The sequence below is a fragment of the Moorena sp. SIO3E8 genome, assembly GCF_010692445.1.
Classification (GTDB): Bacteria; Cyanobacteriota; Cyanobacteriia; order Cyanobacteriales; family Coleofasciculaceae; genus Moorena; species Moorena bouillonii.
Map to the genome: position 1 here is coordinate 130,590 of NZ_JAAHHM010000018.1, position 26,376 is coordinate 156,965.

31 protein-coding genes are annotated in these 26,376 nt (G+C 42.6%); 17 read left to right on the top strand and 14 right to left on the bottom strand.

Annotated features, from left to right (window positions below; translation table 11 throughout):
• Positions 1-158: 158 nt before the first annotated feature.
• From F6K46_RS10040 to F6K46_RS10050, 3 genes are read left to right on the top strand one after another with little or no spacing between them, the layout of a single operon-like run.
• Complete coding sequence (locus tag F6K46_RS10040) at positions 159-1,019, top strand: tetratricopeptide repeat protein (RefSeq protein WP_293051894.1); 861 nt, start codon at positions 159-161, stop codon at positions 1,017-1,019.
• Positions 1,020-1,040: 21 nt separating this feature from the next.
• Positions 1,041-1,160 (top strand): hypothetical protein, encoded by a 120-nt coding sequence (locus F6K46_RS10045; RefSeq protein WP_269087127.1) that lies wholly within the window; start codon positions 1,041-1,043, stop codon positions 1,158-1,160.
• Positions 1,148-1,279, top strand: a complete 132-nt coding sequence (locus F6K46_RS10050; protein ID WP_269087035.1) for a hypothetical protein — start codon at positions 1,148-1,150, stop codon at positions 1,277-1,279. Before F6K46_RS10045 ends, F6K46_RS10050 begins: the two co-directional genes overlap by 13 nt.
• Positions 1,280-1,882: 603 nt before the next feature.
• Here F6K46_RS10050 and F6K46_RS10055 read toward each other — a convergent pair.
• Positions 1,883-3,442, bottom strand: a complete 1,560-nt coding sequence (locus F6K46_RS10055; RefSeq protein WP_293051891.1) for an FAD-binding oxidoreductase — start codon at positions 3,440-3,442, stop codon at positions 1,883-1,885.
• 77 nt (positions 3,443-3,519) lie between these two features.
• Here F6K46_RS10055 and F6K46_RS10060 point away from each other — a divergent pair, with 77 nt between their 5' ends.
• The 3 genes from F6K46_RS10060 (at position 3,520) to petJ (ending at position 4,955) form a co-directional block, all read left to right on the top strand.
• Positions 3,520-3,759 carry a hypothetical protein gene (locus F6K46_RS10060; RefSeq protein WP_293051888.1) on the top strand — a complete coding sequence of 80 codons (240 nt, stop codon included), beginning with the start codon at positions 3,520-3,522 and terminating at the stop codon, positions 3,757-3,759.
• A 334-nt stretch (positions 3,760-4,093) separates the two neighbouring features.
• Complete coding sequence (gene petE / locus F6K46_RS10065) at positions 4,094-4,459, top strand: plastocyanin (RefSeq protein ID WP_293037064.1); 366 nt, start codon at positions 4,094-4,096, stop codon at positions 4,457-4,459.
• Between the two features lie 160 nt (positions 4,460-4,619).
• The gene (petJ, locus tag F6K46_RS10070) at positions 4,620-4,955 is read left to right on the top strand and encodes a cytochrome c6 PetJ (RefSeq protein WP_293051885.1); all 336 of its coding nucleotides are present in this window, start codon (positions 4,620-4,622) and stop codon (positions 4,953-4,955) included.
• Positions 4,956-5,318: 363 nt separating this feature from the next.
• Here the strand turns inward: petJ and F6K46_RS10075 are convergent, their stop codons facing one another.
• Positions 5,319-5,483 (bottom strand): hypothetical protein, encoded by a 165-nt coding sequence (locus F6K46_RS10075; protein ID WP_293051883.1) that lies wholly within the window; start codon positions 5,481-5,483, stop codon positions 5,319-5,321.
• A 120-nt stretch (positions 5,484-5,603) separates the two neighbouring features.
• Here F6K46_RS10075 and hppD point away from each other — a divergent pair, with 120 nt between their 5' ends.
• A complete protein-coding gene (hppD, locus tag F6K46_RS10080) occupies positions 5,604-6,746 on the top strand; it encodes a 4-hydroxyphenylpyruvate dioxygenase (protein WP_293116977.1) in 1,143 nt (380 codons plus the stop codon).
• 7 nt (positions 6,747-6,753) lie between these two features.
• On the opposite strand, the gene F6K46_RS10085 is transcribed toward hppD, so the two are convergent.
• Complete coding sequence (locus F6K46_RS10085; RefSeq protein ID WP_293068643.1) at positions 6,754-7,443, bottom strand: Uma2 family endonuclease; 690 nt, start codon at positions 7,441-7,443, stop codon at positions 6,754-6,756.
• 60 nt (positions 7,444-7,503) lie between these two features.
• On the opposite strand from F6K46_RS10085, the gene F6K46_RS10090 reads away from it, so the two are divergent.
• Entirely contained in the window at positions 7,504-7,686 is a 183-nt protein-coding gene (locus tag F6K46_RS10090) for a hypothetical protein (protein ID WP_293068640.1), read from the top strand.
• Between the two features lie 34 nt (positions 7,687-7,720).
• Here F6K46_RS10090 and F6K46_RS10095 read toward each other — a convergent pair whose 3' ends face one another.
• The 4 genes from F6K46_RS10095 to F6K46_RS10110 form a co-directional block, all read right to left on the bottom strand.
• A complete protein-coding gene (locus F6K46_RS10095) occupies positions 7,721-8,197 on the bottom strand; it encodes a GUN4 domain-containing protein (RefSeq protein WP_293068637.1) in 477 nt (158 codons plus the stop codon).
• A gap of 264 nt (positions 8,198-8,461) precedes the next feature.
• On the bottom strand, positions 8,462-8,731 hold the full coding sequence (locus tag F6K46_RS10100; RefSeq protein WP_293068634.1) for a hypothetical protein: 270 nt from the start codon (positions 8,729-8,731) through the stop codon (positions 8,462-8,464).
• Positions 8,732-8,744: 13 nt separating this feature from the next.
• A complete protein-coding gene (locus F6K46_RS10105) occupies positions 8,745-9,182 on the bottom strand; it encodes a hypothetical protein (protein WP_293068632.1) in 438 nt (145 codons plus the stop codon).
• A gap of 3 nt (positions 9,183-9,185) precedes the next feature.
• A complete protein-coding gene (locus F6K46_RS10110) occupies positions 9,186-9,314 on the bottom strand; it encodes a hypothetical protein (RefSeq protein WP_293068629.1) in 129 nt (42 codons plus the stop codon).
• A gap of 671 nt (positions 9,315-9,985) precedes the next feature.
• Here F6K46_RS10110 and F6K46_RS10115 point away from each other — a divergent pair.
• Positions 9,986-10,747 (top strand): peptidylprolyl isomerase, encoded by a 762-nt coding sequence (locus F6K46_RS10115; RefSeq protein ID WP_293051692.1) that lies wholly within the window; start codon positions 9,986-9,988, stop codon positions 10,745-10,747.
• 257 nt (positions 10,748-11,004) lie between these two features.
• Here F6K46_RS10115 and F6K46_RS10120 read toward each other — a convergent pair whose 3' ends face one another.
• On the bottom strand, positions 11,005-11,199 hold the full coding sequence (locus F6K46_RS10120) for a hypothetical protein (RefSeq protein ID WP_293051689.1): 195 nt from the start codon (positions 11,197-11,199) through the stop codon (positions 11,005-11,007).
• Positions 11,200-11,826: 627 nt separating this feature from the next.
• Positions 11,827-11,976 (bottom strand): hypothetical protein, encoded by a 150-nt coding sequence (locus F6K46_RS10125; protein WP_293051687.1) that lies wholly within the window; start codon positions 11,974-11,976, stop codon positions 11,827-11,829.
• A 255-nt stretch (positions 11,977-12,231) separates the two neighbouring features.
• Here F6K46_RS10125 and F6K46_RS10130 point away from each other — a divergent pair, with 255 nt between their 5' ends.
• Entirely contained in the window at positions 12,232-14,829 is a 2,598-nt protein-coding gene (locus tag F6K46_RS10130; RefSeq protein ID WP_293116979.1) for a DUF4347 domain-containing protein, read from the top strand.
• Between the two features lie 213 nt (positions 14,830-15,042).
• A complete protein-coding gene (locus tag F6K46_RS10135; RefSeq protein ID WP_293051680.1) occupies positions 15,043-15,231 on the top strand; it encodes a hypothetical protein in 189 nt (62 codons plus the stop codon).
• Between the two features lie 903 nt (positions 15,232-16,134).
• Here F6K46_RS10135 and F6K46_RS10140 read toward each other — a convergent pair.
• A complete protein-coding gene (locus tag F6K46_RS10140) occupies positions 16,135-16,551 on the bottom strand; it encodes a hypothetical protein (RefSeq protein WP_008189230.1) in 417 nt (138 codons plus the stop codon).
• A 152-nt stretch (positions 16,552-16,703) separates the two neighbouring features.
• Between F6K46_RS10140 and F6K46_RS10145 the strand changes: the two genes are divergently transcribed.
• The 6 genes from F6K46_RS10145 (at position 16,704) to F6K46_RS10170 (ending at position 22,981) form a co-directional block, all read left to right on the top strand.
• On the top strand, positions 16,704-17,090 hold the full coding sequence (locus F6K46_RS10145; protein WP_293051677.1) for a hypothetical protein: 387 nt from the start codon (positions 16,704-16,706) through the stop codon (positions 17,088-17,090).
• Positions 17,091-17,629: 539 nt separating this feature from the next.
• Positions 17,630-20,212 (top strand): peptidase domain-containing ABC transporter, encoded by a 2,583-nt coding sequence (locus F6K46_RS10150; RefSeq protein ID WP_293051674.1) that lies wholly within the window; start codon positions 17,630-17,632, stop codon positions 20,210-20,212.
• Positions 20,213-20,316: 104 nt separating this feature from the next.
• The gene (locus tag F6K46_RS10155) at positions 20,317-21,093 is read left to right on the top strand and encodes a biotin/lipoyl-containing protein (protein ID WP_293051671.1); all 777 of its coding nucleotides are present in this window, start codon (positions 20,317-20,319) and stop codon (positions 21,091-21,093) included.
• Between the two features lie 57 nt (positions 21,094-21,150).
• Positions 21,151-21,852 (top strand): HlyD family efflux transporter periplasmic adaptor subunit, encoded by a 702-nt coding sequence (locus F6K46_RS10160; RefSeq protein ID WP_293051668.1) that lies wholly within the window; start codon positions 21,151-21,153, stop codon positions 21,850-21,852.
• A gap of 119 nt (positions 21,853-21,971) precedes the next feature.
• On the top strand, positions 21,972-22,193 hold the full coding sequence (locus F6K46_RS10165) for a hypothetical protein (protein ID WP_143727427.1): 222 nt from the start codon (positions 21,972-21,974) through the stop codon (positions 22,191-22,193).
• Positions 22,194-22,225: 32 nt separating this feature from the next.
• Positions 22,226-22,981, top strand: coding sequence for a peptidylprolyl isomerase (locus tag F6K46_RS10170; protein WP_293051664.1), 756 nt, complete (start codon positions 22,226-22,228; stop codon positions 22,979-22,981).
• A gap of 170 nt (positions 22,982-23,151) precedes the next feature.
• On the opposite strand, the gene F6K46_RS10175 is transcribed toward F6K46_RS10170, so the two are convergent.
• From F6K46_RS10175 to F6K46_RS10190, 4 genes are all read right to left on the bottom strand, one after another.
• Positions 23,152-23,298, bottom strand: a complete 147-nt coding sequence (locus F6K46_RS10175) for a hypothetical protein (RefSeq protein WP_293051661.1) — start codon at positions 23,296-23,298, stop codon at positions 23,152-23,154.
• A gap of 509 nt (positions 23,299-23,807) precedes the next feature.
• The gene (locus F6K46_RS10180) at positions 23,808-24,140 is read right to left on the bottom strand and encodes a hypothetical protein (RefSeq protein WP_293051658.1); all 333 of its coding nucleotides are present in this window, start codon (positions 24,138-24,140) and stop codon (positions 23,808-23,810) included.
• A 323-nt stretch (positions 24,141-24,463) separates the two neighbouring features.
• Positions 24,464-25,735, bottom strand: a complete 1,272-nt coding sequence (locus F6K46_RS10185) for a nif11-class peptide radical SAM maturase 3 (protein ID WP_293051655.1) — start codon at positions 25,733-25,735, stop codon at positions 24,464-24,466.
• Between the two features lie 357 nt (positions 25,736-26,092).
• Positions 26,093-26,376 (bottom strand): Nif11-like leader peptide family natural product precursor (locus F6K46_RS10190; protein WP_293116982.1); only part of this gene is annotated, 284 nt, incomplete at its 5' end.

Here is a 26,376-nt window from a genome sequence, read left to right on the forward strand (position 1 = left end):
AGGGAGTAGGGAATCGGGAGTAGGGAGTAGGTAAATGCTATAGTAAGCATTCAGCTATCAGCTATCAGCTATCAGCTATCAGCTATCAGCTTATGTGCTACGCATATGCTTACATGCTATACTCAACTTATATTATATCATTAAAAGTAGTTTAACTAATGCTAATCTTACCAGAAGAAGAATTAACTAAATTAGTTCTAAATAACGAGCACTTGATTATCGAATATTTAGCAATAAGCGAGGCAAAATTGAGGAATCTGGAGCAATCTAATCAAGAAGGATTTTATGCTGAATTCAAGCAAATTATCGAAAGAATGAATTTTGTAGAGGATTTGGGTCGAATTGGATCAGAACACAAGGGTCAGCCTTTAATAGCAGCTCTGGGAGATGAATTTGAACTAAATGGTCAAATCGCGACTGCCCAAACCCTCAATAATCAATCATTACTTGCTATGGGGTGGAATCGTTTAGGACGATTACTCCAACAACAGGGTAAATTAGATCAAGCACAGCAGGCTTTTGAACGAGAAATTGCGATCGCTGAAGCCCTCAATAATCAATCATTACTTGCGATGGGATTGAACCATTTAGTAGAAGTGCTCCAACAACAGGGTAAATTAGATCAAGCACAGCAGGCTTTTGAACGAGCACTTGAAATCGATACTGTTAATAAATTCAGTAGTCTTTACACAGGACTGTCTAGATTATCAACAGTTTTGGAAAAACATATCTTTGACTTCTCCAAGGACTATCTAGAACGTATTAAACGTAGATTAATGGCAATTTTGCAAGCTTCTGCCTTGGCATCTGAACAAAATGAGCTTCCAGACGCAGCCAAAAACTATCTTATGGATATCAGAAATACGGCAAGGGTAATTTTGTGGCAGATTGACAATTATCAACTATCTCATCAAAAGTATCCAGTCACAAACCTCTTAGATTGGCTAAAAACTTCACCAACTTGGGCTGGAGATGATTTTCAAGAGTGTTTGGACTATGTCAACCGAGTTAGGGAATAAATAGAGGATGCCGGAGTACGTATCAACGATTTATGGATAGCTTGCACAGCCATACAACATAATTTAATTATTGTTTCAGAAGATAGAGATTATCGAAAAATGAATGAAGTCAGGAATCTAAAATTAGAGTGCTGGAAGTAATAAGCGCGTTGTATCTGGGTTGTGAACATACTCCCAAAGGCCAAGAGGCAACAGGCAACAGGCAACAGGCAACAGGCAACAGGCAAGAGGAGAAAGAGATTCTCAGTTTTATTGTCTAATCAAAAAAGATATCCTAGGTTTACATCTAACCCTACACAAAAAAAACAAAGGGGCATTGGGGATTTTGGTTAAGGTGTTGCTCATTAACACAGCTAACTCAAAAAAATAAAATAAATTACACATAATTGAGTCCATAAATCGCTAAAACTAATATTTGTAAATAAATGTAAAAACTTTTAATTATCCCTTGCATTTTTTCCAGTAGTTATCTATACTATAGAAGGTAAAGACCGATACTAATAACCGCGCTGGTAACAGCTTTAATCAAAATCAGCGCGGTTTTCCTCCCACCTAAATAGGAGTTACTTCCATGATGCCAAAAAGATCACGATCATCAATCCCGGCTGGGTGCATCTTATTCAAGGGGTTTGAGCCGGTGGTGCGTTACGGGACGGGCTATCCCAACCCTGGCTACTGATAAAATCAGAGGCTTTCCGTCCCTAACGCACCCTACCCAACTGGCTCGGTGCATCTTGTTCAAGGGGTTTGAGCCGGTGGTGCGTTACGGGACGGGCTATCCCAACCCTGGCGACCGTGACAATCACGGCGAGCCCGTCCCTAACGCACCCTACCCAACTATTGCCTATTGCCTATTGCCTAAATTAATAATCACCCCCAGACCCATAGCGCCATGCTTCCAGCCAACGGTGGTAATAATATTTTGGTTTCGGTGGCAAGGTAGTCAACATGCCACGGAGTAATTTACCTGCTGGATACAAACTACTGTAAAGGGCTAAATTACTATAATGAACCATCCAATCCAATAGCATGGTTAATCCTACTTGAGGAATCACTGGCACCACTAATCCTGGTTTAGTTAATGATGTCACAAATAGCGTTTTAGATAATCCTGAAAACTTCACGACATCTTGGAGGAAGGGCTTAAGCACATCATCTCCCAGGTTTGCCATGGCTTGGAATACGCCAGTGAGTAATTGATTAATTTGATTTGGTGCTAATTGTTGCTTGATGCCAACACTCATTGTTCGTTGAAACATCCAGGTTACACCAATATTAGGCTGATAAGGTTGTAGTTGGGCTAAGGCATTGCGGTCTAGCAAATCATAATCTAAGGCTTCATGAATACCGTTACTTAGACGCTTTAAATGTCTGACCATGGAACCAAATCCACCAAAACTGACTGGTGATTGCCCACCACTGCTATCCCCTATGGGTAAAATCCGATTCCAAGGCATTCTTAGGGGGCTTTTTTGATAGGAAGGAAAAAAGCCAAATAGTACTCGTTTAAAGTCAAGTTGGGATAAGTCTACTCCCTGGTATTCTGGTAACAGACGGAAGTATTCGTCACATAAAAATTCTAAACTAGGACGTTCTGGATTAGCATCTAAGTAGGTAAATAAATAGGTTGTTCTACCATCCCGGGCTGGAAATGCTTCCCAGAAATATTGACATTGATTTTGGATAGGAGTGAAGGATACAATTAAATCCCCCATGTCATTTTTAGGATAGCCTTGAGCACAGCTACCAACCACTAAACAAACTCCTTCTGGTTTCTGACCTTGCCTGACTTGCTTAACAATTGGGGAAAAATGTCCCATGGCATCTATCAGTAAGCGAGCTTTAACTTGGGTATCCTCCAACTGGTTAACTTTTAACCCGATTGAGACGCCATCCGGATGAATGGTTGCTTGCGTAAAGGATGTCTTTTCCAAGAGCTTACCGCCCGCAGCTAAAAATTTGGCTTTGAGGGTATCGAGCAGAAACACTGGGTCAACACCAATGTTGAGTACGTCCTTTACCAAGAAATCAGGACCCTGGAAAAAACTGATCCGAGCTGGGTTATACTCGGATGCGATCGCATTCTCTAATTCCGCCGTTGAGAGTAACTCAAGTTCCAGGAATACCTCCAGTTCTTGGCGAGAGATATTCCACTCTTGGTCTCTACCGCGCAAAACCCCCCGTTCAACTACGGCAACTCGCCAGCCTCGCTGTTGTAGAGCAGCACCAATCAGAATTCCCAAGGTACCGCCACAGATTACTACATCCAAGTCTAGGGTGCCTAATCCCTCTTCGGTTTCTGTAATCACCTCTGGGATTGGAGTTGTGCCATCTCGTAAGGCTTTCCAGACTTTGTCAGCACTGCGCAGGCGTCCGAGAACATCACCAGGTAACTGGGATAGGATTTGTTCGGTTTGACTCATGGATGTTGGTTGGTCGTTAGATGCTAAGACTTTCTCTGTTTTATTTTAAATTGCTCCATCACAACGCTTAGAGGCTGATGCGATTGACCGTAGGTCACGCTACGCGATCGCACTTAAGCATTCAGCTATCAGCTATCAGTTATCAGCATTCAGCATTCAGCATTCAGCATTCAGCATTCAGCATTCAGCATTCAGTTATCAGTTATCAGTTATCAGTTATCAGTTATCAGTTATCAGTTATCAGTTATCAGTTATCAGTTATCAGCTTAAGCGCTACGCGAACAGCCATTGGCCGAAGGCTCACGGCTGACCGCTGACCACTGACGGCTGACCGCTGATTGCTGACCGCTGATCGCTGCATGCTTACGTAGAATCCATCAATCGTGCTCTACAGCTTAAGAGCATCGAAATCTTGAGATTTGTAACAAAATCACTATTCCCAAAACAAAGTATGACAAATTGTCATACTTGAATATTAAAATAATTACCACGACGAAATATTCGTCATTGTTTTGATGCAAAGTGCGAATGGGGGTTTCCCCCTGTTGCCTTGCTCAATCGCTCGTTTAGCCAAAGGAAGCTGTATCCGCCGCCCGGCTTCCTCCCCGCCCAAACTAGGATGGGGTATTCAGCGGCAAGTGAATCAAGAAAATGTTCAAAAAACTAGGTTTAGTTCTTGCTAGTCTCTTACTGGCCATCGCCACCTTTGCGATGTCCGTAGCACCTGCTACTGCAGCTACCGTAGAAGTGGACATGGGTTCGACTAAAGGTTTTCCCATGCAATTTGTTCCTAATGAAGTTACCATTTCTGCTGGAGATACCGTTAAGTGGGTTAATAAGAAGATGTTTCCTCACAACGTAATCTTCGAAGGAGATGCAGCAGACAAATCTCACAAAAAGTATGCCTACAAACCAGGTGAATCCTTTACAGCCACATTTGATCAGACTGGAACTTACAAGTATTTCTGCGCACCCCACCGTGGTGCAGGTATGACTGGCAAAGTTATTGTGAAATAGTCGCATCAATTAAGTAATATATCTCTAGGAATAAGGTGGGCAATGCCCACCTTATTTTGTTAACTTTTGTTATAACTTTGACAGCCTGTCGTTTGACAGAGTTCCTCCTCTTAGTGAACGCTAATATCTGGCTTAACGCCATACTAAGAGGAGAAACACTTTGAAAAAAATACTAATTGCGATTCTGCTAGTTTTCGCTTTAATAACGTTCAGCTTCCCTGATTCCGCTTTAGCTGCTGGTGATGCGACTAAAGGAGAAGCGGTATTTACAGCTAACTGCAATGCTTGTCATATGGGCGGCAACAATATAGTCAATCGCCAGAAAACTCTGAAGAAGGAGGCCCTGGAGAAATATGGGAAGTATTCTGCTGAAGCTATCAAGACACAAGTCACAAACGGCAACGGAGCTATGCCTGCCTTTCGTGGTCGTTTAAACACCCAGCAAATTGAAGATGTAGCTGCTTATGTTTTACAACAGGCTGATAAAGGCTGGTAGACTGGATTCAGTGACCAATTCTTAATCAATCATCCCGTAGGGTGCGTTAGGCGCGGTGTAATCAACTAGCAACAGTTTAGAGTTTACGTCAGGAGCGCCGTAACGCACCAGCCATGAATGAATTAAGAATTAAGAATTAAGAATTAAGAATTAAGAATTGGGAATTAAGAATTAAGAATTAAGAATTAAGAATTGGGAATTCAAGAGAATTCGCGAATGCGCAAAGGTAGGATTTTCAAGTCTCAAGTCTCAAGTTTCAAGTCTCAAGTTTCAACTATCTGGCTGGAACAATGCAGATGTCTGCCTTAGAGGTATTACCAGCAGATGCGAGTCACGCAAAGCTTCCGCGCTTTAGGGATTGGCCTATGGCCACGCTACGCGAGTCACGCAAAGCAAATCGGCCATCTCAGGGGAATCGGGAATCGAGAATCGGGAATCGGGAATCGGGAAAGAGAGGGGAGTGTGGGAGGTGTGGGAGGTGTGGGAGGTGTGGGGAGTGATAAAAGTCAGATCAGCTGAAAATGCCATGACTTACCCACTCAGATATGTAAAATATCTGTAATCCTCTTTTCCCCACTGCAAATTGGTATAATTTTCTAAAAATAGCAACATTAAAAACAGTATAAGCTCTTTAACTAGATGTCACCCATGAAAATTGATCATGTTCATTTCTATGTTGAAGATGCTACAGTTTTTTCTGATTGGTTAGTCAACATTCTTGGCTTTCAACGGGTCGCTAGTGGCAGTAGTCACCATACCTACACAGAAGTTGTCAAAAGTGGCTCAATCACTTTTGTTATCTCTTCACCTCTGACATCAACAAGTCCTATTGCTGAGTTTTTGCGTCTACATCCTCCTGGGGTGGCTGACATCGCTTTTCTTGTAGAAGACCTCGAAGCAGTGATTGAGAATGCGATCGCTCAAGGAAACCAAGTGGTAAAATTACCTCAGGAGCAATTGCAAAGACAGGGACGGCTAAAGTGGAGTAAAATCCCCTCCTGGGGTTCTCTGGTTCATACCCTAGTTGAGCGGGATGGCATCTGTGAGGAATCCTTTTTCCCGGCTCAGTTGAACTGGATCACGAATACTGCTGATGGTAAGGTACCCTCCCTTAGTAGAGAGGCAAACCAGGTCAATAACAATCCTCAGACCATGTTCACCACCATTGATCATGTGGTACTTAATGTAGCGGCTGGTGAGTTAGAACGGGCAGTAAATTGGTATCAACAAGTGCTGGGATTTTGCCCACAACAAATATTTTCTATTAAGACACAACAGTCTGGTTTATACTCTCAGGTCATGGTTAATCCCACTGGTGAGGTGCAGTTGCCGATCAATGAACCAACGTCTGCTAATTCCCAGATTCAGGAATTTCTAGATTTCAATGGTGGACCAGGAATCCAGCATATTGCTCTTAGAACTAGCAATATAGTAGAAGCGATCGCTCAACTCCGTGGTCGAGGTTTGCCGTTTATTGAAGTTCCTTCCAGCTACTACAGCCAGTTGCGGCAAAGACCAGGGGGCTCTAATTTACCCTTACCAACAGCAGAATGGGAAGAAATTGCTACCAGAGAAATTTTAGTAGATTGGCAGCAACAGTTTCCCCAAGCTTTGTTACTTCAAACCTTCACCAAGCCCATTTTTGGGAAGCCTACGTTCTTTTTTGAAATCATTGAGCGCCGCTGTCAGGCCAAGGGATTTGGAGAAGGGAATTTTCGTGCTTTGTTTGAAGCAATTGAGCGGGAACAGAACAAGCGAGGAAGTTTAGGAACTGGTGAATTATCCAGGTGAATTCAAGCTATTCCAGCTCGATCCCTTTTTCCTGCAATTTGGCTAAAAGGGCTTGCATCTGTTGTCGTTCCTGAGCCAACAAGGCTTCAGCTTGCTCTGCTCTCGATTCAGCTTCTTGCTTCCCTTGGGCTAACTCAAGATAGGTAGCAAAAGGCTTGCCATCCGGTTGATAGATCTGGAGTTGTGTACCACTCATATCAAACCGAATCCCCAATCTCGGACTCACCCAATCGCTGATCGAGTCAATCACCTCTAACTTACCCTGATTACGCAGCCAGCCACTCAAGTCCACTTTATCTGGGTCATAGAGATAATACTCTTCAACCCCATAGCGGTCATAAAATGCCAGTTTTTTGGCCATTTCGGTGAGGGTGTTTCCTGGAGAGAGTATCTCAAACACCACTTGTGGGGGGATATTATCTTCTTTCCACTGTAGATAGGAACTACGATCACCTTTGGGTCTACCAAAGATCACCATCCCATCAGGAGCAGTACAAATTTTATTATTGCCTTCTACGGGATACCACAGTAAGTCTCCTACCACCAAGACATTAGGGTCATCCTGAAACAGGGCATCTAAACCGCCTTGAATTGTGACAATCCAGCGAAACTGTTTAGTATTGTCTGACATCGGTTTTCCATCACGTTCGGGGTAGATGACGTCTAGTTTAGTCGGAGAAGATAGGGGTGCAACCATGGCTTGACCTCTGCTATAGTATTCAGATTATTGACGGTTGACGGTTGAGTGTTAAAGGTTTTGGGCAAACCCATCAACTATTTCTTCCAAGGAAACTTGGTACCCATCTCAGTTAGGGCAGAAAATACCAGATACAGGATAAGTAGACCAACAGTAGCTAGAAACAAAACGATATCATTGTCCATAAAATTAAGGGAATCGGGAATCGGGAATCGGGAATCGGGAATCGGGAGTAGGGAATAGGGAATAGGGAGCAGGGAGTAGGGAACTCAGAAAACTATATCCCCTTGTGCGACATCAGATACCAACCAAAACCAAAAAATCGAAACGCCCAGCATCCAGGTAAATGTCCTAATGGTGCTTGAGTAATGTCAAAGATCAGATCTTTGTAACTATCCATCTGCCAACCAACACGCTTGACAAACTCAACAGACTCATTAGATATGATTCCAGAGTCTTGTCTTGATAATTTTTCTACAGATTGTTTATTATCAATATAAATTTTCTTTTGGATACTAAATCCAAATTTATCGTAACTATATTTACGCCATAATTTATCAATAGCTAAGAGGTCAGTAGTGGGAAAGTTTTTGATCTCTTCTGGTCTGATCCAATCTCCCTCTTTACGGCCAACTACTTCTAGCATTACAAGGTATGTCTCATAGTCTGCTTCTCTCCACTTACCTTCCGAAAGAAGCTGCTGTAGCTTTGAATAATCAACGCTATGTCTTGGATAAGAATTATCGTTACTCATCGTAATACCTGCCGAAGTTTTACGTTAATATCCTAAATTAGGAGAGCCAATGAGCGCCAAGCTACCTGTTCAGTGAAAATAAGCGCGTTTGTATTTGAGATGTAAACCTAGGAGATCTTTTTTTACTGTCCAATAAAACTCCGGATCTCTTTCCCCTCCTGGGAGGGGTTAGGGGTGGGTTCCTTTTGCCTCTTGCCTCTTGCCTCTTGCCTTTTTCGGCAATTCGTGTGTTTACAACCCAGATACAAATGCTATAGCCGGTATTCAACCTTCCTCCTGTTCTTGCTCAACAGATAACAATTGGTCAAGGCAACCCTGAAACTCTTCGAGAGAAGCAATAGTAATTCCTTGTCGATGCAAGGTTTTCAAGACAGAGACCGACTTAATATGGTTAATTGTCTCAATCAACTCCCTTGGCACATCCTCAAATCGTACCTGAAGCACTTCCAAAAGAGTCTCTCGACTAGTTTGGAGAATGCCTTCTTCCATCCCCTCTTGACGAGCAAGGCGCTCTATACTGGTAACATAGGGCATTGTACTTTCTTCCTCAAAACCTCTGTTCTTGCTCAAGAGACAGCAATTGGTCAAGCCAACCCTGAAACTCTTTGAGAGAAGCAATAGTAATTCCTTGTCGAAGCAAAGTTTTCAACACAGAGACCGACTCAATTTGGTTAATTGTCTCAACCAACTCCCTTGGCACATCCTCAAATCGTACCTGAAGCACTTCCAAAACATTCTCTCTACTACTTTGGAGAATGCCTTCTTCTATCCCCTCTTGACGAGCAAGGCGCTCTATACTAGTAACATAGGGCATTGTGCTTTCCTCCTCAAAACGTCTGACTATCTTATAGCAAAGGGAACAGGGAACAGGGAATAGGGAACAGGGAGTAGGGAGTAGGGAGTAGGGAGTAGGGAGTAGGGAATATGGCATCAAAATTTTCTCAATTTCTACACGGATTGCTATATCAAAACCTTTGTTAACCAATAACTATCCAGCCAATTCCTGTTGAACGTCTTTAAAAAACTTTGCGATCAGCGAAGCTGATCGGCGAAGCCGCGCCAAAGGCGATCGCGTAGCGTGACCATTCGCGTAGCGTGGCCTAAAGGCCAAGGTCAATCGCAAAGCGGTTCCAAACTGAAGTTCCCCCGTGCATTTGTACTACAAGGCCAGTGAAAGGCTATCCTAATCAGGGATTTGGGTGACCAATCCCTGACCCTTGTGTGTCCATGTAATCTTTCGATTTTCTTAAGATTTAGGTGAGTTATAACTAAAAGAAGTGGGGGGAGGGTGGGGAGGGGGGGGAGAGGGGGAGATAGGGAGATGGGGAGATAGGGAGATAGGGAGATGGGGAGATGGGGGATATTTTTATTAAAGGTAATTGTCATAAAATGATATTAGCTTTCTATTGCCAGATGAAATTGATCTTTATCCGACTTCCGACTTCCCTCTTCTGAGAGGTTGTCTGAGAAGTCTCATTTGCTACATCCAAGCCCCCTAAATCCCCATCTGTAAAAAAGCGAAGCATCCGCTAATTCCCCCCAGAATTGGGGGGTTAGGGGGGCGGGGGACTTTTAGAAGCAAATTGACTCTTGTTCCCCCCAAGCGAGGGATTGCTCGCTTGGGGGGCTAGGGGGGCAAAATTCAGTATAAAAAAACTTTTCAGATATCCTCTGACTTCTCTGTTCCCTGTTCCCTGTTCCCTGTTCCCTGTTCCCATAACTTCTAGTTTCACATCTAAACTGATAATTATAAAACCACTAATCAAGAAGTAAATTAGGTCAAAACTTATGGTTAATTCCCAACAAAATATAACTATTACTAAGGAAGATATTTGGCATCAAGTTAAGCTATCGGGTAATATTCCTGATCTAGTTGAGGAGATTCTTAATCGTCAGGTGATCAAGGATGCTGTCGATCAAGCGGGGATAACTATTGAGGTTGAAGAACTTCAGGAAGTAGCTGACCAAACGCGATTAATGAACAACCTCAGTAGTGCTGAGGAAACTTGGGCTTGGTTAGAACAACGTGGTATGTCTCTGGATGATTTTGAGGAGGTTGTCTATGACACGGTTACCTCTGGAAAGTTAGCTGATCATTTATTTGCGGATAACGTTGAGTCTTATTTTTATGAAAATCAGTTGGATTATGCCGGTGTGGTGATGTATGAAGTGGTATTAGATGATCAGGATTTGGCTCTAGAACTTTTCTATGAAATTCAGGAAGGGGATGTGAGTTTTTATGATGTGGCTCACGAGTATATTCAGGATCAGGAGTTACGTCGAAAACTTGGCTATCGGGGGATAATGTACCGTAACGATTTGAAGCCCGAGATTTCCGCTGCTGTTTTTGCTGCTAATCCCCCAGAGGTGCTTAAGCCGATTGTGACTGCTCAGGGGGTGCATTTGGTTTTGGTGGAGGAGATTGTTAAAGGGGAATTAGATGAGCAGCTCAAGTATCAAATTATCTCGGATTTGTTTAGTGCATGGCTCAAGCAACAAATTGGGAAAGTTGAGGTGGTGAAAAATCTGGAATCAAAGTTAGACGACTAAATTTAGTAGATATTGCTGAATTAATCAAATAATCCTCTGATAGATACCAGAGGATTATTTGATACCTAATTAGGTATTTTGTTATAACACTTTTTCAGCAGCGTCTCCCAGCATAGCAGCGATTTATTCGGCTGATACTTAAGTGAACAGATAATTTATTTCTAGTTCAGCCGAATTGTAGAGCTGAGATTGTAATCCTAGCCATTGATAATAGTTATCCATGGGTTACTGGATTGAAATTATAATCGTGCTGGTCTTTATCTGATTACTATTACTGGGCGAGGGGGAGTGCACTCTTTAACAACAACCTTAACTTCACCATTTGGAGAGACAGTTGTTGTTACTGTTCTTGTTCCACCGATGATACCGTTGATATTATGCTCATCAAGTTCAGTAATGAAGCTTTCAGAAACAGGTGCAATAGCAAGGTCAGAGATTGTAATGTTAGCCATTCGTCAATGTCCTATTTACAGTAATTATTCTTGTTTAGGATTAGACCTTTTATTGCCTCATCCCATGACTATCCTCTCGAGTTTATTCCAGGATTGCAAGGGGTTAATCAATTAAAAAAGTGACAAAAGTAATTCAGTTATATCTTGGTCGATTGCAAGTATATATATACTAGGTGTTTAGAGGTTTTCTTGCCTTATTCCATGACTATACTCTAGGCTTTATTCCAGGATTTAAAGGGGTTAATCAATGAAAAAAGTGACAAAAGGAATTCAGTTGTGTCTTGGTCGATTTGAAAAATAACCCTACTAGTGGGTCAAGTCATAACAAGTATCAAGTAAACCTGAACAAATATCTAAGTTTTGAGAAACTAAATTCAATTAGTTATATTCTTTTTGCTTCTGGGTCGCTCCCTTGAAAGCTAGACCTGATCAAACCTCATCAAACAATTCCACCCAAGATAAACCTTGGGTGGAATAAGAATCAGTAGTATAGCGCTATGGGCAAGGCAAGAGGCAAAAGGCAAAAGTTGACTACAACAGCTAGTGGTGCTTGTATAAATGTCAAACACCTTAATACGTAGTGCTATAGAGTTCCAGGGATAGAGTTGAGTTAATTGACATTAGGTATTACTGCTTGGGAATCAAAAGCGATCGCGTAGCGTGACCTACGGTCAATCGCGTTTGGCCGTAGGCCACGCTAAGCGATCGCGCAGCGTCGGCAAAGCCGAAAGGGTGACCATTCCCGTAGCTTCGCCTTTTGGCCAAGGTCAATCCCATAACTTCCGTTTACTGTAGCGCTATATATATAGCCTCCCATTGCTGATTACTTACAGGGGTTTGCAAACCCCTGTAGTTTGTTATATAGTTTTAATTGCGTTACAAAATTTTAGGGAAATAGTTACAAAACTTTATATAAAACTGTAGAAAAATTAGGTTTTTGGATTGATTTACAAAGTGAGAGTTGTTCCGGGTTAAATCATCCCGCATCAATGCAACGCCTTATAGTCAATATAACCAAATAAGGATTATAAAATGTTAGCCACCAAAGATGTAATAAGCAACGATCTCGATAAGTCCTTAAACTTTTACGTAACTGATCAACACAACCCTTTAACACGTTACTCCAAAATCTCTAGCACTATTATCTTTATTGACTCAGGGGTTGATGATTATCAGAGTTTAGTTGATGGTACGGTACCGGGAACTGAGGTAATTGTCCTGGAATCTACACAGGATGGTGTGGTACAAATTACCAAGGCTCTGCAAGGACGCACTGATATTTCTGCTATTCACATCGTTTCTCACGGTTCACCGGGGTGTTTGTATTTAGGGAATAGCGAACTTAGTCTAGATACTTTAAACCATTACCTCCCTCAATTAAAAACTTGGTCAACCACTGATTCAGCCACTCCTATTCTGCTCTACGGCTGCAATGTTGCTACTGGAGATGCTGGTACAGAATTGTTGGAACGACTACACCAAATAACTGGTACTGAGATTGCCGCTTCTGCGAACCGCACGGGTAATGCTGCCTTGGGTGGTGATTGGAATCTAGAATGTTGTACGGGTCAGATTGCTGTAGATTCAGCATTTTTGCCAGAATTGATGCAGGTATATCAAGGAGTTTTTGCTGTGTCCTTTAGCAACGCTAACAACTTTACAGTAGGAACTGGTCCTGCTGCTATTGCCACCGGAGACTTTGACGGTGATGGTGATTTGGATTTAGTAACAGCGAACTCAGACTCTAATAACGTCTCGGTGCTGTTAAATAATGGCGCAGGAAGCTATACCTTAAGTGGGAACTTTGCTGTAGGACGAAATCCCGTTGACATTGCTGTGGGAGACTTCAACAAAGATGGTAACCTGGATTTGGTGACAGCAGACTTCGGTACTCCTTTTACATCCTCGACTGATAACACTGTCTCAGTATTGCTAGGAAATGGCAATGGCAGCTTTGGTCCTGCCACCCAAGTCAACGAAGGAGATATTCCTCTATCCGTGGCCGTGGGGGACTTCAACCGCGATCGAGATTTGGATATAGCGGTAGGAAGATTTTCCTCACCAGGTATAGTCTCGGTGTTGTTCGGAAATGGGACGGGGAGCTTTCCACTTACTAACGACTTTACCACCGGGGTTAGTGGCTTTTCTACCTCTGTGGGGGACTTCAACAACGATGGTAACCTGGATCTAGTCACAGGAAGTGGCAGCAACCAAGTCTCGCTGCTGTTAGGGAACGGCACAACAACCTTTCAGCCTAGTATATCGATTCCAACAGGTGTGTCTTTTGCCGCTCCTGATGCTGTGGGAGACTTCAACAAAGATGGCAATCTGGACTTAGTCATAGGAAGTGGTTCTGGTGCTGAGAACGACATCGCAGTGCTGTTGGGCAATGGAAATGGTACCTTTGGTTCTCCCATACCATTTACAACCGGTGGAGGTTCTGAAGTCACCGTGGGGGACTTCAATAATGATGGCAACTTGGACATTGCTGCAGCAAGTGATGATCAAGTCTCACTGCTATTAGGGAATGGTGCAGGAGGCTTTACCCCTTCTGGTCAGTTTGATGTGGGCAGTAATCCCTCTTCCATCACCGTAGGGGATTTCAACGGCGATGGTAAACCAGACATTGCGACGGCCAACTCTGGCTCCAACAACGTCTCAGTATTGCTCAACACTAGTTCCATGTTTGCTTTAGGTTCAACAACTCAAGTAGGGGACTTTCGAAACGATACTGACTACTTAGTCGCTGATGTAAATGGGGATAATCAGTCTGATATCGTTGAACTTTGGAATAATAACAATAAGTTCTTTGCTGCCACTTGGATTAGTAATGGTAGCGGTGGATTTAACCTCGGCAGTAATACAGCAGTAGGGGACTTTCGAAACGATACTAACTACTTAGTGGCTGATGTAAATGGAGATAATCAGTCTGATATAATCGAGCTTTGGAATAATAACAATAAGTTCTTTGCTGCCACTTGGATTAGTAATGGTAGCGGTGGATTTAACCTCGGCAGTAATACAGAAGTAGGAGATTTTCGAAACGATACTGACTACTTAGTCGCTGATGTAAATGGTGATAATCAGTCTGATATCGTTGAACTTTGGAATAATAATAATAAGTTCTTTGCTGCCACTTGGATTAGTAATGGTAGCGGTGGATTTAACCTCGGCAGTAATACAGAAGTAGGAGACTTTCGATCCGATACTGATTACTTAGTCGCTGATGTAAATGCGGATGGTGAATCTGATCTAATCGAGGTTTGGAATGATAACAATAATTTCTTTGCTGCGACTTGGATTAGTAATGGTAGCGGAGGATTTAGCCTGGGCAGTAATACACAAGTAGGAGACTTTCGAGAGGATACTGATTACTTAGTCGCTGATGTAAATCCGGATGGTAACTCTGATCTAATCGAGGTTTGGAATGATAACAATAATTTCTTTGCTGCGACTTGGATTAGTAATGGTAGCGGTGGATTTAGCCTGGGCAGTAATACACAAGTAGGAGACTTTCGATCCGATACTGATTACTTAGTTACCGATTTAAATGGTGATAATCAGTCTGATCTTGTTGAACTTTGGAATAATAACAATAATTTCTTTGCTACTAGTTGGTTAAACATTTAGTTGGTTAAGCATTGCTTAAAAACTAACCTAGTTCCGTAGGGGTGCATCTCAATCCATGCTGTTTCACCCGGTGGGTGTAACGGGCATCTTGGTGGAACGGGCATCTTGCCCGTTTCATTTCGGGACGGACTGTCCCAATACTGGCTACTGATAAAATCAGGGGGAGCCTGTCCCTAAAGCACTACTAGCAACTTTTTTACTAATCCCCCAGAGGTGCTTAAGCCGATTGTGACTGCTCAGGGGGTGTATTTGCTTTTGGTGGAGGAGATTGTTCAAGGGGAATTGGATGATCAGCTCAGGTATCAGATTATTTCGGATTTGTTTAGTGGATGGTTGAAGCAACAAATTGGTAAAATTGAGGTGGTTAAAAATATGGAATTATCGACTACAACGTCAGAATAATAAATTTAGTAGAGAAAACGTCATAAAACCATTCCACCCAATATAAATTTTGGGTGGAATCAGAATCAGTATTAGAGTTAAAGGGATAGAGTTGAGTTAATTGACATTAGGTATCACTGCTTCAGAGTCAATAGCGTTCGCGTAGCGTGACCTACGGTCAATCGCCAAGCGTGACCATTCCCCTAGCGTGGCCCAAAGGCCAAGGTCAATCCCATAACTTCAGTTTACTGTAGCGCTACATACCTATGCTCTGAATAACTCAATGGCTATATTATCGTTATGCCATCAGTTGATCAGCTTTCTGCTTGCTTTAGGCAGGCGCTTTAGTAATGAACCTGCACCGAAGGCACCAACCAAAGCTAATGTACCCCAGGCAGCACTCGGTTCAGGAACTCTGTAGCTCAGGGGGTAGGGTGTAGGGTGTGGGGTGTAGGGTGTGGTGAAAATAGAAAGTACGATATGCTCATCTTTCCCCTAGAAAAGATGGGGGATGCCAACCATTAATTGTCCATCGAAACCGTGCTTCTACAACAAGGGGATTATTCATTTTGAGCGTAATGACTGTTACTCGTCCCACAGGGGTTAGTCCTTGAATTTTTGTGAAATCCACATTCCATGAGAAATGTTCATCCCAATTCTGAGTGCGGGGATTAAATAAGTGAACAGTTTGATTGGTTAAAGGGTCGAGGGCAACAGTTGTATCCGATTTAAATTGGTTGCAGGTATAGCAGGCGAGGCAAACATTGGAAAATATGCTCTTTCCCCCAATAGAGCTGTGGGAAAATGTGATCGTAAGTTAAAGGAATACCACTATTTGCCTCACTGGTTTGACAATAACAACAATAACGGCGATCTTGGCGATCAATCTCATTCTTCAAAGATATTGGAATATAGGCCATGAGGTTACACAATACTTTGAGGAACTGGGTAACCGCGCCATTTCAGGAGAGCCGCTGCATGAGCTTTGCGTAGCATAAAACGATCTGCTGAAATCTTAAGCTGCTCAAGTTCAATCTGTTCTGCATCTGTTAAAGAACGCTCTTGATTTTGAGCTAACAACCAGTAGTGACGCTCCATTTCTTCCGGTGTTTTTTTACTCTGGGCGATGGGCCACAAAGCTTGGTCTTCCAACCTATCTAAGGCAGCTAGATCTGCTTGAAATTCTTCAGGTACATCAGACCAATTGGGGGGACTACCAATTTGTAAAGCATGGAGCATGACAGCTTCAAGAGAGCGTTCAGTTGCTTGGGCAGTGTTGACCAAGCGCTGATAGAGGAAGTCAGGAATTTGCAGGGTAATGGTTGTTGAAATAGAATTCATGACGGGAGCTCCTGAAAGCGCAGTCCGTTAAGAGTCTATTGTAGCTCAGGGGGTAGGGTATTGGCTTCAATGTGGTTGAAGCTATTCAAAAAGAGGAGAATGCTGATCTTGCCAAAAAGTGGTCAAAACTTCTGGAAGAAGGAACAAACAAGATGGCCTATGACATCTTATCAGTGCCGACCGAAGATCGTGAGTCTGTGATAGATCAGCTTTATAACCCAGAAGGAAGACTGAGGAAGAAAGTCTCTGTTGAACGTGCTTATAATGAGGTCAAAGCTGAACGACTGATCGATGCTGAACTAGAATCTTCTGGTAATAGTAATGATGCTTCTGGTGAAGCTGTTGATGGAGAGACTAACGACTCAGATATGGGGAAGTGTATGCAAAGGGCTTCTAAGGAAATAGTAGAAGGTTACACGAAAACAGCGATTTATTTGTGTGACTCTGGAGTTTTATTCAACAAGAAGACTCAGAATATTATTGATCAGCACGAAATGTCTATAGCGTTTCTCGCAGTAATGAGGTACATTATTATTTGACACTTATTCTCTTCAAACCCTCTTTACTATTGCATGCACGCCTATTGCCTTTTGCCTTAAAGGGATTAGCTTTTTCCTCATGACTCTGAGAATTGCATAATTTGTGCTTGGAATTGCAGGATAGAGTTTGTACCAGGGGACTTGCTAATAATTGTCTTATCCCCCACACCCCACACCCCACGCCCCACACCCCACACCTGACGTCTTTGTAAAAAACATACCCTTGAAAGCTTCTCCCACTTCTCCCTAAAAGAACCTAATCCCTAGTGCCTGATTATCTTGATCCAAAAATTAAATCAAACTTTACACAAACAACATAAAAATCCACCAAAATCTAAAATTAGATAAAAATCATCCAAAAAAACGACAAAATAAGCCACAAATTGGCCAAAATCATCCAAAAAATCCACAATACTAGGTTAATTTGACGATTAAAACCAACATAAAAGCCAACATCCACCCTCGATCATCAAAACAATGAGTTAAAGACTTTTTAGTTACAGATATGTCAGGACATCAGTCGAAACCTGATCTTGAGGGTGCATGTACTAGTACAGGTAAGGTTGCTGAATCAGGCCGGTGACTTAATTGCCAGCTTAGAAACAGGGGCATCATTTGGGGAATTGACCTTGTTTCCCTCCGCTGACTTAGCCAGCTATAGCGCTAGAGCTTCTCTGAAGCTAAAGCTATGCTTTGTACCGGGGGAAGTCTTGTTTCCCCTGATCAATAAGTATCCCGAAATCCGAGAGCATTTTTGGAGTCAGGCGCAAGCTCGTAATGCCCTACTAGTTAGCTCCCCTACTCCCCCTATCACTCCATCTGACTATCCCCCCATCTCCCCATCCCCCCATCTGACCATCTCCCAGTCTCGGTCTGGGGAAGCCAAGTCCCAGAAATCCCAGAAAAAAGTTAGCAAAGCTTACTTTCCTAACCCGACCCAGCAAGCAGGGCATTTATGGCAACGGGTAATCCGACGCTATCCGTTTTTTGCCCAGCAGAGTGGCTCTGACTGTGGTGCCGCGTGTTTGGTAATGGTATCTCGCTATTGGGGTAAACGCTTTAGTGTGAATCGCTTGCGGGATATCGCTAATGTTGACCGCAATGGCGCATCATTGCGAGGACTATCAGCAGCAGCGGAAAGTATTGGCTTTTCTACTCGTCCAGTTAAAGCCAGTCTTGACCAGCTAGCGAAGCAAAAATTGCCAGCTATAGTCCATTGGGAAGGTAAACACTATATTGTCGTTTATGAAATTACTCGGAAACGAGTGATTGTTTGTGACCCTGGCATTGGTCAACGTAGTCTCACCCATCGAGAATTTAACGCCGATTGGACCGGTTATGCACTGCTGCTACAACCAACAGCATTACTCAAGGATGCTAAAGAGACGAGTACTCCCTTCTGGCAATTCTTTGAGTTAATCAAACCCCATGGGTTAGTAGTGTTAGAGGTATTTCTTGCTTCCTTATTTATCCAGATATTTGGATTAATTACACCTCTATTCACCCAGCTAATTTTAGACCGAGTGGTGGTACAGCGCTCTGGGCTAACCTTAATGGCGGTGGGCTTAGGGCTGCTGATATTTAGCCTGTTTCGAGTGGCAATGATGGGGTTGCGGCAATATCTACTAGACCACACGGCTAATAAAGTAGATGCAGCACTGATTGTAGGATTTATTCGCCATACACTGCGGTTGCCTCTTTCGTTTTTTGAGTCCCGCTATGTTGGTGACATTATATCACGGGTTCAGGAAAACCGCAAGATTGAGCGGTTCCTTACCGGTGAGGCGTTATCAATTCTGCTGGATTTAGTAACGGTATTTATCTATGTAGGATTGATGGTTTGGTACAGCTGGAAAATGGCGTTATTGGCCTTAGTAATTGTGCCGCCATTCTTATGGCTAGCATTGATTGCAACACCGTTTTTACGCAGGATTTCCCGAGAAATATTTCAATCGATGGCTAAAGAAAATAGTTATCTAATTGAAGCGCTTTCCGGTGTAAGTACGGTAAAATCAACCGCAGTAGAACAAACAGTACGTTGGCATTGGGAGGAGTTATTAAATAAGGAAATTAAGACAAGTTTTGATGGGCAAGTTATCAGCAATCGTCTGCAAATTTTTAGTAATGCTATTGAAGCCGTAGTAACCACAAGCCTGCTGTGGTATGGAGCGTGGTTAGTGATTCAGAATCAGTTAACCATTGGACAATTAGTGGCATTCAATATGCTGTTGGGAAATATTATTACTCCCTTCAAGCGGTTAACCGTGTTATGGAATCAATTCCAGGAAGTAGTTATTGCTATGGAACGGATTAATGATGTGTTGGATGCCGAACCAGAGGAGGATTTGCTCAATCAAGCCCGTCAATCGTTACCATCCATTCAGGGTCACATTGCCTTTGATAACGTCACCTTTCGCTATCACCCAGAGAGTGATTTAAATGTACTGGAAAATCTATCATTTCAAGTGAAACCAGGACAAATGGTAGCCCTAGTGGGACGCAGTGGTTCAGGCAAAACGACGATTTCTAAATTGGTGTTGGGATTGTATCCACCCACAGATGGGAAAGTATTGATTGATGGCCTTGATCTTACCAGCCTCTCCTTAGGGTCTTTGCGATCGCAAGTGGGAGTAGTAGACCAAGATACGTTTTTGTTTGGTGGAACCATTCGGGAAAATATTAGCTTAGGTCATCCTGCCGCTAGTTTAGACGAGATTATAGAAGCAGCACGATTGGCAGGTGCTGATGAGTTTATTAAACAGTTGCCCATGGGCTATGAAACCCAGATTGGAGAAGGGGGAGGGACATTATCTGGCGGACAACGGCAACGGATTGCGATCGCACGGGCTTTGTTAGGCAATCCTAAGTTATTAGTCTTAGATGAAGCCACCTCCCATTTAGATGCAGAATCTGAACGGATTATTCAGCATAATTTCACTCATATTCTCAAAGGTAGAACAACATTCGTCATTGCTCATCGGTTGTCTACAGTCCGGAATGCGGATTTAATTTTAGTGCTGGATAGAGGAGTCTTGATTGAGAGGGTAACCCATCAGGAATTAATGGCAAAACGGGGACATTATTATTATCTTAATCATCAGCAACTTAGTCATGAATCATGAGTAATCCAGAAGAGTTTATCAGGTAATATCCAATAATTAATAGGCAAGTGGCAAGTGGCAAGACTTTACCTATAACTAATCCCAAATAACTAATAACTAAAATTATGCCCAATACCTTAAATGGACACTTAAATGGACATCGTCCAACTCACCTACAAGACACTAATCATGATCAAGATAGTTTCAACGCCCCAGACTTAGGTAAGTTTACTGATGATTGGTCTTACGCCACTAAAGAATTACTCGATAGTTTACCTCAGGTTTGGACTAGGGGATTACTGTACTTTCTAGTAGTATTTGTGTCTATTATTTTACCCTGGTCGATGCTCTATAAGGTAGATGAAACCGGTACAGCTAGAGGAAGACTTGAACCAAAGGGTAAGACCGTGAGGCTGGATGCTTCTGTAGCCGGTACCGTGGATGAAATTAAGGTTAAAGAGGGGGAAAAGGTTGAGGCTGGACAAAATTTAGTGATTTTGAAATCCGGGTTAGTTCGTACTGAATTGCAGGAAATTAACGATAAATTAAAAGGGCAATTGAGTAGGCGATCGCAGTTAGAATTACTAAAAAATCAGTTAGTGGTAGTCTTGACAACTCAGCAGCAACAAAATCAAGCCCAAGCCTTGGAAAAGCAAGCTCAAATTGACCAAGCGCGACAGACTATAACTGATCTTAGGAATTCCTATAACTTACAAAAAGACGAAAAATTAGCTCAAGTTAATCAGGCTAGGCAAACTCTTCAACTTAGTAAAACTGCCTCTAAGTTAATAGAAATTCGTTTAGCTAATGCCCAGCGAGAAGTGCAACGCTATCGTAAACTTTGGCAACAAGGAGTTGTGCCAGAAATTGATGTATTAGATAAGGATGATGTGGTACAATAAAGGCGACGCTTCTATGAACAAACTAAGTCTGATATTGAACAAGCTAAGTTACGGATTATGGAAGAACAAAGTAGTTATAAACGGACAATGGGTCAAGCCCAGGCAGATATTGAGCAAGCAAAGTTACGATTAAAAGAACAGGAAAGGAGTTATCAGAGTATAATTCATTCCGGTAAGTTATCAGTACTTAAAATAGAAGAACAACTGAATAATATAGAGACCCAAATTACTACCCTAAATTCAGAAATTTCTCAGAGTAAGCGTCAGATTGACTCCTTGCAGCTTCAGTTAAAGCAACGAGTCTTAGAGGCACCGGTCAGTGGAATGGTATTTCAGTTACCGATTCAAAGACCTGGTGCTGTAGTGCAGCAGGGAACTATGGTAGCAGAAATTGCCCCAGAGGATTCATCATTAATTATTCGAGCCCAGATGGCAACCACTGAAAGTGGTTCTTTAAAGAAAGGAATGCCAGTTAAATTGAAATTTGATGCCTATCCGTTTCAAGAGTATGGGGTGATAGCAGGAGAATTAGTGGAAATTTCTCCAACTACCTCTGAGGTGGAAACGCAAAATGGAAAGGTAGCAGCATACAACATAGAAATTGCCTTAAATCAAGATTGTCTTCCCACAGGTAAGGAGTGTATTGGGTTGCGTCCTGGAGATACAGCGACTGCTGAGGTGATTGTACGCCAGCGTCGGATTATTGATTTTATTCTCGATCCGTTTAAGAAGTTGCAGCAAGGAGGTTTGAAATTATAGGTAATTTCCGGGATGTCATATCAGTCAATTCAGGGCATTATCAATTAGTGCAGTTCTCAATTGCTTGAGGTACTTTCATCTTCGGTTTTAGGGAGCTGGGAGTAGGGAAAGAGAGGGAAGTGTGGGAGGTGTGGGGGGGGTGGGGAGCAAGTGGTGTGGTTTCCACCACTCGCTATTGCATCAATACAATGTATTTAAAAATACCAAATTCTCGTCAACTACTTCTTCTCTCTCCCCACACTCTTCTTGTCTCCCCCCTCTCCCCACACTACTCCCTCTCCCCACACTCTGTTCCCTATTCCCTATTCCCTATTCCCTATTCCCTGCACCCAGCACTATAAATTTCACAGTTTAAATTACTAGGATAAACACGATGTCACCAGCTATCACAATTACCAAAGACGATATTCTTGAAGAAGTAAAGCTATCTTGTAAGATTCCTGAGATTATCGAAGCAATTACTATCCGCAAGTTAATCGCATCTGCTGCCGCTGAGGCGGGTATCCAAGTAGAAACAGAAGAACTTCAAGACGCAGCAGATCAATTCAGGATACTTAGCCAACTCGGGAGTGCTGAGGAAACTTGGGCATGGCTGGAAAAACATGGTATGACTTTAGAAGAGTTTGAAGCCATGGTATACAATGGCGCTATTTATGGAAAATTAGCTAAGCATTTATTTGCCGATAAAGTTGAAGCATATTTCTTTGAAAATCAGCTAGATTATGCTGGTGTGGTGATGTATGAGGTAATCATAGATGATGAAGATTTAGCGATGGAACTATTTTATGGAATTCAGGAAGGGGAGATGAGTTTCTATGATGTTGCTCATCAGTATATCCAGGATAAAGAATTACGTCGCTCTGGGGGATATCAAGGAGTAGTAAGTCGTGAGCAGATCAAGCCGGAGATTTCTGCTGCTGTCTTTGCAGCAAAACCACCGCAGGTTATCAAACCCATTGTGACCTCTAAGGGAGTACACCTGATTTTGGTGGAGGAGATTATTGAACCGCAATTGGATGATAACCTGCGCTCTAAAATCCTATTAAATTTATTTTCTGAATGGACTAAGCAACAGGTTGAGCAATTTGAAGTTACGAAAAACCTTGACTTAGCTTACCAAGCTGCCTAGGTCTTGAGTGGAATGTAGAATGTAGAATTATCAATTCTCAATTCTACATTCCACTCTTGGTCTTTAGCCTCCTGAAATTAAATGCCCCCTGATGCTGATCAGAGGGCATTTTTGATGATTTATTTTTCTAAGTTAAGTTCTCTGGATTAAGACTGTATTGATAATTTAAATTAGCCCAATTGAGGAATAATAATAATAATAATTACAGTATCTTTTCGACCTCCATGAGTTAAATTAAGTTCATTATCGCTTAGATCTTTGATAAAGCTTTCAGATTCTTTGGATGGAGCAATATCTGCAATTGTAATGTTAGCCATTTTTTAATTTCCTCGTCAATAATCTTAGTTTCAGTTGAGATGATCGTTTTCTTTGAGTCATCTTATTTATATCATATATTTTTTTTTCGATAATTTCAAGGGATATGCCACTATAAAAACGACCAAAAAGATGCATTTATTTCATTTTTTATTCCCAATCATGACCGTTTTTTTGTCAAAACTGTAAAAACAATCATTATTAAGCACATAATCTAAACAGTTATGTCTTTTTAAGGCTAGTCACTTCAGTCAAAACAAAACAGTACTAAAAAGCGATATAGCACTACCCATTAAGGTTAGGACATTGATAAAAGCTGAAAAGCTGTTATAGTAAACTTTTGCCTTCTGCCTTTTGTATGCAAGCCTTTTGCCTTGCCCGTAGCGCTATAACCTCCCTTTAGCCCAGACCAGGCTTAGGTCGCGCGTCCAAAAAAAAAGCCCGCCTGGGCGGACTGGATTTTCAAGGGAGTTTTTAAGTGTTAAGTTTTAACCCGACTTTGGAATTTGTATTAACCTCTCAACAAACCAGCTTCCTGCTCGATTCGGTCTAAAGCCTTCTTGGCTCTAAAAATAACTCTCAATAATGCCACCTGACTAGTCCAAGCTGAGCGTGGTAACAGGGGCAAGGGAGAATCTACATCAGTCTGAGAGTCATCAATGGATAACTCTAAATTACTAGTTTTCAAATTACTAGTCTTGTGATCGGAAACTGGAGTATTATCTAGCGCTATTGAATCAGTGGAGATATTAGTCATAGGAATGGCTTGCTCAAAGGGATAATTAGCTTGATGTAGCTTGATGTAGCTTGATGTAGGGTGGGCAGTGCTTGACAAACGATTCATGTGCTGGCCATAGCTTTGGTAGCCACTGCCCACCGAGGATTAATCACAAGCTTGATGTAGGGTGGGCAGTGCTTGACAAACGATTCATGTGCTGGCAGCTTTGGTAGCCACTGCCCACCTACGATTAATCACAAGCTTGATGTAGGGTGGGCAGTGCTTGACAAACGATTCATGTGCTGGCAGCTTTGGTAGCCACTGCCCACCTACGATTAATCACAAGCTTGATGTAGGGTGGGCAGTGCTTGATAGAGATTCATGTGCTGGCAATAGCTTTGGTAGCCACTGCCCACCTACGATTAATCACAATAGTGCAAGATCTTAAATTAACCACTAGTACTAGCTAACAATGGCACCAACTCTTCTTCGTCCTGCCAACCTTTTGGCCAAAGTATACGATCAGCACTAAAGTGAAGTGGATCATTGTCTGGCCAAGGAGCATCAATCGGTTCCTCAATCAGAACAAATTCGCCATTGTCAAAAGGGTTACCTTCGGCGCGATGCTTGATTTCAACTCGTTCCCGAATACCCTGTTTTTCCTGAGTAAGAGCGCGGTGGTGACAGTAAGGATTATTCCCTCTGCGGTCAAAGAAAACATGAGCAGTCCAACTGCAGCCACCACGACACAGTTGAGCAAATTCACAACTCTTGCAGAAACCCCACAGATGGTCTGTACCTTTAGGAGTATCAGCTCCTAGATTAAACCGCAACTCCTCGGTCTCTTCAATAATTTCACGCAGGGAGTGGTCTCGGATATTACCTCCAGTGTAGGCGGAAGTCGGCAATGAGGGACAACCTTTGATAGCACCATCGGCTTCGATGCCTAAGCTAGATAGTCCAGCATTGCACCCCTGCCAAAATGCCCAAGGATTCTCCTCTCCCCGTCCCCGCAGCAGTCGTTCATAGGGACCATAGTAACCAATATTATTACCAGCTTGAACCTTGACCCCTTCCCGAAAAGCCCGACGGGCCACCCGCGCTATCATCGGGTAAACATCTAGCAACTCATAGGGTTGCAGCAGAATGTCACTATTATCCGCCGCATTCCCCATAGGTACAGTCAACTGAATTTGCCAAGCGAAGACTCCTGCATCCCGGATACGCTCGTAAATCTGGGGAAACTCTGGTGCACTGAGGCGATTAATTTGAGTGTTACAACCAAAGGGGATACCGGCCTCTTTGAGATGGCTCATGGTCTTAAACGCCCATTGCCAAGAACCTTTCCTACCCCGCAACCGGTCGTGTGTGGCTTCTAAACCATCCACGGACACAGAAACTACTCGAATCCCAGCGTCTTTCATCCGGCGGGCTGTATCTAAGCTAATCCCAAACCCTCCAGTGGTCATGCCACAGACCATTCCAGCAGAAGTAATCGCTTTGGCAATATCGAGCCAGTCAGGACGTAGAAAGGCTTCACCTCCAATTAAGGTGACTTCTGTAATCCCAACGTCGGCCAGTTGTCTGACCATGTCTAGGGCTTCTGTAGTGGAAAGTTCTTTAGCCCTGGTATGACCAGCCCGAGAACCACAGTGTTGACAGGCTAAATTGCACTTAAGGGTGATTTCCCAGACGGCATAACTAATTCTGCGATAAGTCATCACAATTCTCCCATTTTAAGTTATTTCGAAAGAGGGACAGACATCAGCTGATACATGGTTAACCTGCACAGTTTAAGGGACTGGTTTTAGGGTAATGGGTAATAGTAAGCCAATCACAAATTAGATACTTTGGTGTCAAAAAACTACCAATTAAAGATATCAATTCAAGTAGGGTGGGCAAAGTGATATAATTTAGAGTATTCAAAATAATCAAAATTTTTTTTGCCCACCGGACGAGCTAAAAACTGGTGTTTTTTTGGCTACTCCCTTACCGACTAACTATCTGTAGCATCCATAAACTGAAATGGTATGATCTGTGTCTGTCGGAATCAACCTGAGCTTATTGCTCAAACTTCCTTAGAGAGTATCGTTTAGGACAGCGCCATACAGCAGCTGAAGCGGCGGCCAAATAACCCCATAAAGTGGCTGAATACCTCCCTTTATGCCCATAACTTGACTAGCCCCACCAAAAACAGCTTCTAGTTCTTGTTGATCAAGATCCCTCAGACCATCTTCAGCAGCACTTGACTCCAACAATTGGCCAGTATAGTCTTCAAGCTCCTCTTGGGTGAAGTCATAGCCAGCGCTTTGCACGATTTGGCGACATTCATCTTTACTGTTTACTCCTTGAATTTGGGCAC

Bases quoted from the DNA above. Each gene is read 5' to 3' on its own strand.
- F6K46_RS10040 (WP_293051894.1), top strand. From the start codon at position 159: ATGCTAATCTTACCAGAAGAAGAATTAACTAAATTAGTTCTAAATAAC.
- F6K46_RS10055 (WP_293051891.1), bottom strand. From the start codon at position 3,442: ATGAGTCAAACCGAACAAATCCTATCCCAGTTACCTGGTGATGTTCTC.
- F6K46_RS10060 (WP_293051888.1), top strand. From the start codon at position 3,520: ATGCGATTGACCGTAGGTCACGCTACGCGATCGCACTTAAGCATTCAG.
- petE (WP_293037064.1), top strand. From the start codon at position 4,094: ATGTTCAAAAAACTAGGTTTAGTTCTTGCTAGTCTCTTACTGGCCATC.
- F6K46_RS10075 (WP_293051883.1), bottom strand. From the start codon at position 5,483: ATGGCATTTTCAGCTGATCTGACTTTTATCACTCCCCACACCTCCCAC.
- hppD (WP_293116977.1), top strand. From the start codon at position 5,604: ATGAAAATTGATCATGTTCATTTCTATGTTGAAGATGCTACAGTTTTT.
- F6K46_RS10085 (WP_293068643.1), bottom strand. From the start codon at position 7,443: ATGGTTGCACCCCTATCTTCTCCGACTAAACTAGACGTCATCTACCCC.
- F6K46_RS10095 (WP_293068637.1), bottom strand. From the start codon at position 8,197: ATGAGTAACGATAATTCTTATCCAAGACATAGCGTTGATTATTCAAAG.
- F6K46_RS10100 (WP_293068634.1), bottom strand. From the start codon at position 8,731: ATGCCCTATGTTACCAGTATAGAGCGCCTTGCTCGTCAAGAGGGGATG.
- F6K46_RS10115 (WP_293051692.1), top strand. From the start codon at position 9,986: ATGGTTAATTCCCAACAAAATATAACTATTACTAAGGAAGATATTTGG.
- F6K46_RS10120 (WP_293051689.1), bottom strand. From the start codon at position 11,199: ATGGCTAACATTACAATCTCTGACCTTGCTATTGCACCTGTTTCTGAA.
- F6K46_RS10125 (WP_293051687.1), bottom strand. From the start codon at position 11,976: ATGGGATTGACCTTGGCCAAAAGGCGAAGCTACGGGAATGGTCACCCT.
- F6K46_RS10130 (WP_293116979.1), top strand. From the start codon at position 12,232: ATGTTAGCCACCAAAGATGTAATAAGCAACGATCTCGATAAGTCCTTA.
- F6K46_RS10140 (WP_008189230.1), bottom strand. From the start codon at position 16,551: ATGAATTCTATTTCAACAACCATTACCCTGCAAATTCCTGACTTCCTC.
- F6K46_RS10145 (WP_293051677.1), top strand. From the start codon at position 16,704: ATGGCCTATGACATCTTATCAGTGCCGACCGAAGATCGTGAGTCTGTG.
- F6K46_RS10155 (WP_293051671.1), top strand. From the start codon at position 20,317: ATGCCCAATACCTTAAATGGACACTTAAATGGACATCGTCCAACTCAC.
- F6K46_RS10160 (WP_293051668.1), top strand. From the start codon at position 21,151: ATGGAAGAACAAAGTAGTTATAAACGGACAATGGGTCAAGCCCAGGCA.
- F6K46_RS10170 (WP_293051664.1), top strand. From the start codon at position 22,226: ATGTCACCAGCTATCACAATTACCAAAGACGATATTCTTGAAGAAGTA.
- F6K46_RS10175 (WP_293051661.1), bottom strand. From the start codon at position 23,298: ATGGCTAACATTACAATTGCAGATATTGCTCCATCCAAAGAATCTGAA.
- F6K46_RS10180 (WP_293051658.1), bottom strand. From the start codon at position 24,140: ATGAATCGTTTGTCAAGCACTGCCCACCCTACATCAAGCTACATCAAG.
- F6K46_RS10185 (WP_293051655.1), bottom strand. From the start codon at position 25,735: ATGACTTATCGCAGAATTAGTTATGCCGTCTGGGAAATCACCCTTAAG.